The sequence below is a fragment of the Pseudomonas sp. NBRC 111124 genome, from assembly GCF_001320245.1.
Lineage (GTDB): Bacteria > Pseudomonadota > Gammaproteobacteria > Pseudomonadales > Pseudomonadaceae > Aquipseudomonas.
Map to the genome: position 1 here is coordinate 1 of NZ_BCBA01000076.1, position 6691 is coordinate 6691.

Consider the following 6691-nt stretch of genomic DNA (forward strand, 5'->3'; position numbering starts at 1 on the left):
GGCAGGCACCTATCAGCCTTGACCCAATTCCCCCGCACCCTCACTGCTTCCCAGCCTCCTTCCACCCCCCACCCAACGCCAGGAACACGCCAATCTGCCCCAACGCCACCTGGCTGTTCGCCGCCGCCAGCTGCGAGCGCATGTCGGTATAAGTCCGCGTCGCCTGCAAATCCGCCAGGAACGACTCGCGCCCCGCCTGGTAATACCGGTGCGTCTGGTCCGCCGCTTCCTTCGCCGATTTCTCCGCCTCAGCCAGCGCATCACGCCGGTCCAGCAGGGCGCTGTACTGCGCCAGACGGGTCTGGGTCTCGCGGATGGCGTTCAGCACTACCCCATCAAAATGCGCAAGAGCTGCCTGGGTCGAGGCTTCAGCCATGCGAATACGTGCCCGGGTCCCGTTGGTCGGAATGCTCCAGCTGATCTGCGGACCAAAGCCCCAGCGGTTGGTCGACGGATCGCCCAAGTCTTCAAGAATACCGATGGTGCCAACCTGTGCACCGATGCTGATATCCGGATACAGCGCACCGGTCGCCACGCCGATCTCGGCGGTGGCCGCCGCCAGCTGGCGTTCGGCCTGGCGCACGTCGGGGCGGCGCTTGAGCAGGGCCGCGCCATCACCGACCGGCACCAGCTGATTCAGCTGTGGCAGCTCGGCGCAATCAGCGGTACCGGCAGGCAACTTATCCACAGGCTTGGCTAGCAGTGCTGCCAGGGTGTACATGCCGGTCTCGCGCTCGGCCTTGAAGCGTGGCAGTTCGGCGCGCAACGATTTGAACTGGGTCTGCGAGCGGGTGACCTGGGTTTCGTCGCCGCGGCCGGCATCGCGCAGGCGCTGGTTGAGCTTCACGCTCTGCTCCTGCAGGTCGAGCGACTCGCGGGCGATGTGGAGCTCCTCGTTGGCCGAGCACACTTGGGTATAGGCCTTGACCACGTCGGCCACCAAGGTGATACGCGCGGTGTCGGCGGCGGCTTGCACTGCGTCGGCGTTGGCCTTGGCGGCCTCGGTGCCGCGCTTGAAGGTGCCCCACAGATCGAACTGGTACGAGGCGCTGATGATCGCCTCGCCGATGTTGGCCACCGGCACCTTTTCAGGCAGCAGGAACGCTTGGCCGGACTCCTGCAGGCGCTGGGCGCCGGCCTTGATGCCGCCATTGAAGCCGCCTTGGGATTCAGCCACTTCGACCTGGGCGCGGGCCTTGGCGATGTTGGCTGCGGCCACGCGCAGTTCGGTGTTGGCACTCAGTGCCTGGCGCACCAGTTCGTTGAGGCGTTGATCCTGATACAGCTGCCACCAGTCCTCGGGCACCGGTGCCGACACCACGCTGTCGGCATCCTGGCGCAGCGGGCCGTTGAGGTCGCTGCGTTGCACCGCCGCGTCCTTCGGCACTTCGTAGTCGGGGCCGACCATCATGCAAGCCCCCAGGGACAGGCAGAAGCCCGCCAGGATCAGCTGTTTCATGGGCGCTGGCCCTCGAGGATCGACACGGTGGCCGTACGCCCGGCGATCATACGGAAGTCCTCCGGCACCTCGTCGAAGGCGATGCGCACCGGAATGCGCTGGGCCAGGCGCACCCAGCTGAAAGCCGGGTTGACGTTGGGCAGCAGGTTGGCGCCGCTGACGCGGTCACGGTCTTCGATGCCGGCGGCGAAGCTCTGCACGTGGCCGCGCAGGCGAGTGTTGTCGCCCATCACACGGATGTCCACCGCGTCGCCGATGTGAATACCACCGAGCTTGGTCTCCTCGAAATAACCATCGACGTGGTACGAGGCGCTGTCGACTACCGCCAGTACCGGGCGGCCGGCGGTGACGAACTCGTGGTCGCGCGGAGCGCGGTCGTTGAGGTAGCCGTCCACCGGGCTGCGCACCACGGAGCGGTCGAGGTTGAGCTGGGCGGCGTCGACCTGCACCTGGGCTTCGTTGACCGCCGAACGGGCGCGGGCCTCGCGGGACTGGCTCTCTTCCAGCTGCTCGGCCGCCACCAGGTTGCCCAGCTTGCGGTTACGCTGCGCTTCGCGGGAGGCCTGGGCCAGGGTTTCCTGGCGCTCGCCTAGCGTCGCCTTGGCCTGGCGCAGGGCCAGGGTGAAGCGGTCCTGGTCGATGGTGAACAACACATCGCCGCGTTTGACGACCTGGTTGTCGCGCACCTCGACCTTCTGGATCAGGCCGGACACGTCCGGGGCGATCTGGATCACGTCGGCGCGGATGTGGCCGTCGCGGGTCCAGGGGGCGAACATGTAGTACACCACCATCTGCCACACGAGCACGGCGGCGAAGGTCACTACCAGCAAGGTCAGGACCACACGGCCCAAGGTCAGCAAAGGTTTTTTCATGGCAGCATCAGGCTTCGGCAAAAGTGGTCGACCGCGCCCAGCAGCACGGCATACAGGGCAACGTTGAACAGCGCCCGGTGCCAGACCAGGCGATAGAAATGCAGGCGCACCAGCACCGCGTGCACCCCCAGGAACAGCAGGTAGGTGCCAAACATCATCACCAGCAGCGTGGGCAGGAACACCCCGCTGATATCCAGTTCACCGATCACAGGGGCGCTCCGTCGAGTCCGGGGGGCAGTTGTGGTTGTTCGGCAGGCTCTAGCATCACCTCGACACCCGGCAGCAGGGCCAGGCGCAGGCCGGCCAGGGCGTGCAGCAGGTGGGTGCGGGCGTCGCCGCGTTCGTACAGTTCATCCAGGTTCAACGCCAGACGCGCACGCTCCATGTTGCGCAGCAGCGCGGCCGGGGCATGCAGGCGCTCACCGGCGCGCAGGCAGGCGGCGTAGTGTGCACCGACTTCCTCGATCACTGTGTTCAGGCGCTCGCGGGCCTGCTCGCCGGCGCGTGGCAGGTAGGCCAGCAGGTCGAGCAGGTTCAGCCCCACGCGCAGATCGCGTAGCGCCACGCCGCTGTCCTGGCCAGTCTGCGACAGGCGCGGCAGGTGCTGCATCAGGCGGTCGAGCATCTGAACACCGACCTGGCGGTGTTCGGCCAGGGTCGCCGGCTCGGTCATTTCGACGATGTCGCGCCAGAGGAAACGGGTCATGCGCTTGGCCGCCAGCTCGACGCCGAACGGGCGCATCACCAAGGTCCAGATGAAGGCGAACAGCAGGCCCACGGGGCCCGCCAGGTTGGAGTTGAGGAAGGTGAAGAAGTCGGCGTCGTAGGCGCCCTGGATGCTGATGAAGGTCGAGGTGTTGACGATGGTCAGCAAGGTGCCGAGGTAGAAACGCGGCTGCACGGTCAGGGTGCCGACGCAAATGAACGGGATGGCGAAAGCCAGCACTAGCATCGGGAAGTCGTGCAGGTTGGGCAGCACCAGGAACAGGTACAGGCTGGAGAAGATCACCGACATCAAGGTCCAGAAAAAGAACCGGTAAATCTGCGGTGCCGGGTCGTCCATGGCGGCAAAGAAGCTGCACGATACAGCGGCGAGGATCACCGCGCTGGCGCCGTCGTTCCAGCCCAGGCCGATCCACAAGCCGCAGGCAACAACGATTGCCAGGATGGTCGAGACCACCGAGTACAGCATCAGCCCGCGGTCGAAGAACGCGGTCAGGCGGCCCAGGCGCCAATGGCGGTAGACCGCGCGCCAGGGCTTGGGGTCGTCGCTGCGCAGGGCATGCTGCAGGGTGCAGCAGTCCTGCCACAGGTCGGCCCATTCGGTCAGGCGGTACAGCGCGTTGGACAGCAGCAGCTCGGCACGCTGGTCGAGGACGGCGGCGCCGGGCTGCAGGCGGTCGATCTGCTCGTGCAGGGCGGTCCAATGGGCGACGGAGGCGCTATCGGCGGTGCCTTTGAGCCACTCGCGGGCGGCTTCCAGTACCGGCTGGAGCTGGGCGAAATGGGCCGGGGCGCGGCCTTCGAGGGCAATCAGGGCGTCGTCGAGTGCGTCGATCACCGGCAACAGGTGGATCATCCGCCCGCGCAGCTCGCGGGCATTCTTCAGCGTGTGCGGGCCGGCGCCTTCGTGGCCGAGCTGGCCAATCATCAGTTCCAGCGAGTTGAAGGTGGCGACCATCGCCCCGCGCATGCCGCCGACTTTGTCGGCGCTGGCTTCGCGGGCGAGGTAGGTGTCGCTGTAGCGGATCGCCTCGGTGAACCAGCTACCCATGGCACCCACCACCACCGGGGCCAGCCGGCGTGGCCAGAAGATCGCACCGACCACCGCCGCGCAAACGATACCCAGGCAGATTTCCTGGGCCCGGGAGGACGCCACGTCGAACACTGCCAGCGGGTTGTCGACCACCGCCAGGGCAATCATCGGCAAGGTGTAACCGGCCAGCATCAACACGTAGTTGTTGGCCGTGCGCAGGTTCAGCGAGAGGAACAACAGGGTGCCGGTCCACAGGGCGATGGCGATACTCAGCAGCAACGGTGACTGCACCAGCGGCGGTACAAAGAAGATCGCCCCGGCAGCGCCGAGCAGCGTACCCACGGCGCGATACAGGGCCTTGGAGCTGGTCGGGCCAACGAACGGACTGGAGACGATGTAAACGGTGGCCATCGCCCAGTACGGCCGCGGCAACTGCAGCAACAGGGCGATGTACAAGGCGATCATCGACGCGGCGAAGGTACGCACGCCGTAGAACCAGTCGCGGGCCGGCGGCACCGAGCTGAAGAAACCGTTCATGCCACCCCGCCTGCAGTGCCCAGACCCGCGGCCTCGAACGCACGCAACACGCGCAGCGCGGCCTGCAGGTCGGCCTCGTCGATGCCCTGCAGCACGTCATGGCGTACGCGCACCAGTTCGGCTTCGATGGCTTCGGCCAGACGGCGGCCTTCTTCGGTCAGGCTCAGGGCCTTGGCGCGGCGGTCCAGCGGGTCCTCGCTGCGGCAGACCAGGCCAGCCTTGCACAGCTGGTCGAGCAGGCGCACCAGCGACGGGCTTTCCAGGCCGGCAGCCTGGGCCACGGCCACCTGGTGCACGCCGTCGCCCAGGCGCACGATCATCAGCAACGGTGCGGCGCAGGCCTCGGAGATACCGTAGCCGATCAGCGCGTTGTGGCAGATGCGCCGCCAGTGGCGAGCAGCAACGACCATGCCGCTGCTGACTTGCAGGCGCAGGGAGTCAATGGACATGTGGGGAACCAAGGATATTCATAGTTTGCTAACTATCAATATACGCCTGTGCCTCCCCCTGTCGTCAACCGTGGGCGACGGGGGACCTTGATGAATTGTTGTTCATTCAGGGCTGAACCTGGTCTTCCAGCTTCATGGTCAGGGCCAGGGTGCTGCCCATTTGCACGGCCCGGTCGCGCCACTCCCGGTAACGCGCTTCATCCCGGCTGCTGAAATGCACCGCCAGCTCCTCGGCCGCCTGCATCACCCCGGTTGCTGCAGCCAGTTCCAGCCAATACAGCGCGGCCTTGATGTCAGCCTCCACGTAGAGGCCATGCAACAAACGGTAACCCACTTCGAACCGGCAACGCGCCTCGCCCCGCTCGGCGCCGCGCAAGAACCACTGATAGGCCTGGCTCGGGTCCACCTGCCAGCCCAGCGCGGCATCGCAGACTTCTTCTTCGTACAGGTCACCCAGCGCGGCAGCGGCATGCAGCATGCCGCGCTCGAAGGCCTGGCGATAACATTCCTCGGCATGGTCATAGGAGGTGTCGACACCCTTGCCGAAGTAGTGCTGCTGCCCCAGGTTGAACCACGCCGCCGCATTGCCCTGCAGCGCCGCCATGCGTAGCAGGTGCCCGGCCAGCGCGGTATCGGCCCGCCAGTACTTGCCGTTGAGCCAGATCCAGCCGAGGTCGTTGAGCGCGGCCACATTGCCGGCCAGCGCCTGCTTGCGCAGGTCGGCGTACACCGCCTGCAGGTCGTGGGCCTCATCCAGGCGGTTGACCAGCAACGCGCGCTGGCTAGGCAGCCCTACCCCGGCGAACAGCCGCTGGCGCCTGCCGGCGGGCGTCGGGGGGCAAATGACCTGCTCAGGCAGAAGATGGGCGAGCAGCGAATGGATATTGCTGACAGCAGACATGTTCATCCTCATTGAACGACCCACAGGCCCGACCGCGGCTGTGATGAGGCGTGATTCTGCGCGACGTCACGTCAAAACCTGTCGCGAACGATTCGAGGCAAGGCAACCAATTGCGCAATCCTTGATCTGAACGAGTTATGGCTAATTGCCATGAGCCGTTCCAGCCGCCATCCTGTGGCAAGCCTAGACAAGGACGTTACCTTTTGCCGTTCGCCACAACCCGCGCCACCCTCAGCCGCCAATGGGCGCTGCTACGCCAGTTACCCAGTCGCTCCCCAGGCATTACCAGTGCCGAACTGGTCTGGCGCCTACGCGATGTGGGCTTCAACGTCAGTAAACGCACGGTGGAACGGGACCTCAACGAGCTGTCGTTGATCTTTCCGCTGGACCGCAATGACAAGAGCATTCCGTTTGGCTGGCACTGGTCAGCGAAAGTTGCTGGCGAGTTGCGGGGAAATTTCGACCTGCAGGGATATTTGCGCGGTGATGCGCTTCAGCCGGCCCAGGGCAAAGGGATCGAGATGCAGGCCTGGGTGAGCGACCCATTGGCCCGGCAGCTGCGCGAGGCGCCGTTGAGTGTGGACATGCAGCTGACTGCGCTGGACCAGGGGCACCGGCTGCGCGCCACGGTGGAAGATGGCGGACCATTGCGGTGGTGGGTGCTGAGCCAGGGGGAAGGTCTGGTGGTCGAAGAGCCGCAGGCATTGCGCGAAGAGG

At 65.8% G+C, this 6691-nt stretch carries 7 protein-coding genes; 1 reads left to right on the forward strand and 6 read right to left on the reverse strand.

Going from position 1 to position 6691, the window contains the following annotated elements:
• Positions 1-40: 40 nt before the first annotated feature.
• The 6 genes from APH28_RS25290 to APH28_RS25315 all read right to left on the reverse strand — a co-directional run bounded on the left by APH28_RS25290 (position 41) and on the right by APH28_RS25315 (position 5974).
• The gene (locus APH28_RS25290) at positions 41-1459 is read right to left on the reverse strand and encodes an efflux transporter outer membrane subunit (RefSeq protein ID WP_060513178.1); all 1419 of its coding nucleotides are present in this window, start codon (positions 1457-1459) and stop codon (positions 41-43) included.
• Positions 1456-2331 carry an HlyD family secretion protein gene (locus tag APH28_RS25295; protein WP_060513179.1) on the reverse strand — a complete coding sequence of 292 codons (876 nt, stop codon included), beginning with the start codon at positions 2329-2331 and terminating at the stop codon, positions 1456-1458. The genes APH28_RS25290 and APH28_RS25295 overlap by 4 nt, the downstream gene beginning before the upstream one ends.
• Positions 2328-2540 (reverse strand): DUF1656 domain-containing protein, encoded by a 213-nt coding sequence (locus APH28_RS25300; protein ID WP_016392395.1) that lies wholly within the window; start codon positions 2538-2540, stop codon positions 2328-2330. The genes APH28_RS25295 and APH28_RS25300 overlap by 4 nt, the downstream gene beginning before the upstream one ends.
• Positions 2537-4624 (reverse strand): FUSC family protein, encoded by a 2088-nt coding sequence (locus APH28_RS25305; RefSeq protein ID WP_060513180.1) that lies wholly within the window; start codon positions 4622-4624, stop codon positions 2537-2539. The genes APH28_RS25300 and APH28_RS25305 overlap by 4 nt, the downstream gene beginning before the upstream one ends.
• Positions 4621-5073 carry a MarR family winged helix-turn-helix transcriptional regulator gene (locus tag APH28_RS25310; protein WP_060513181.1) on the reverse strand — a complete coding sequence of 151 codons (453 nt, stop codon included), beginning with the start codon at positions 5071-5073 and terminating at the stop codon, positions 4621-4623. Before APH28_RS25310 ends, APH28_RS25305 begins: the two co-directional genes overlap by 4 nt.
• Positions 5074-5179: 106 nt before the next feature.
• The gene (locus tag APH28_RS25315; protein ID WP_060513182.1) at positions 5180-5974 is read right to left on the reverse strand and encodes a tetratricopeptide repeat protein; all 795 of its coding nucleotides are present in this window, start codon (positions 5972-5974) and stop codon (positions 5180-5182) included.
• Positions 5975-6177: 203 nt separating this feature from the next.
• Between APH28_RS25315 and APH28_RS25320 the strand changes: the two genes are divergently transcribed.
• Positions 6178-6691, forward strand: a 514-nt coding sequence (locus APH28_RS25320) for a WYL domain-containing protein (RefSeq protein WP_060513183.1), incomplete at its 3' end; no start/stop codon positions are given.

Excerpts from the sequence above, each read along its gene's own strand:
- APH28_RS25315 (WP_060513182.1), bottom strand. The coding sequence starts at position 5,974 with ATGTCTGCTGTCAGCAATATCCATTCGCTGCTCGCCCATCTTCTGCCT.
- APH28_RS25295 (WP_060513179.1), bottom strand. The coding sequence starts at position 2,331 with ATGAAAAAACCTTTGCTGACCTTGGGCCGTGTGGTCCTGACCTTGCTG.
- APH28_RS25305 (WP_060513180.1), bottom strand. The coding sequence starts at position 4,624 with ATGAACGGTTTCTTCAGCTCGGTGCCGCCGGCCCGCGACTGGTTCTAC.
- APH28_RS25310 (WP_060513181.1), bottom strand. The coding sequence starts at position 5,073 with ATGTCCATTGACTCCCTGCGCCTGCAAGTCAGCAGCGGCATGGTCGTT.
- APH28_RS25290 (WP_060513178.1), bottom strand. The coding sequence starts at position 1,459 with ATGAAACAGCTGATCCTGGCGGGCTTCTGCCTGTCCCTGGGGGCTTGC.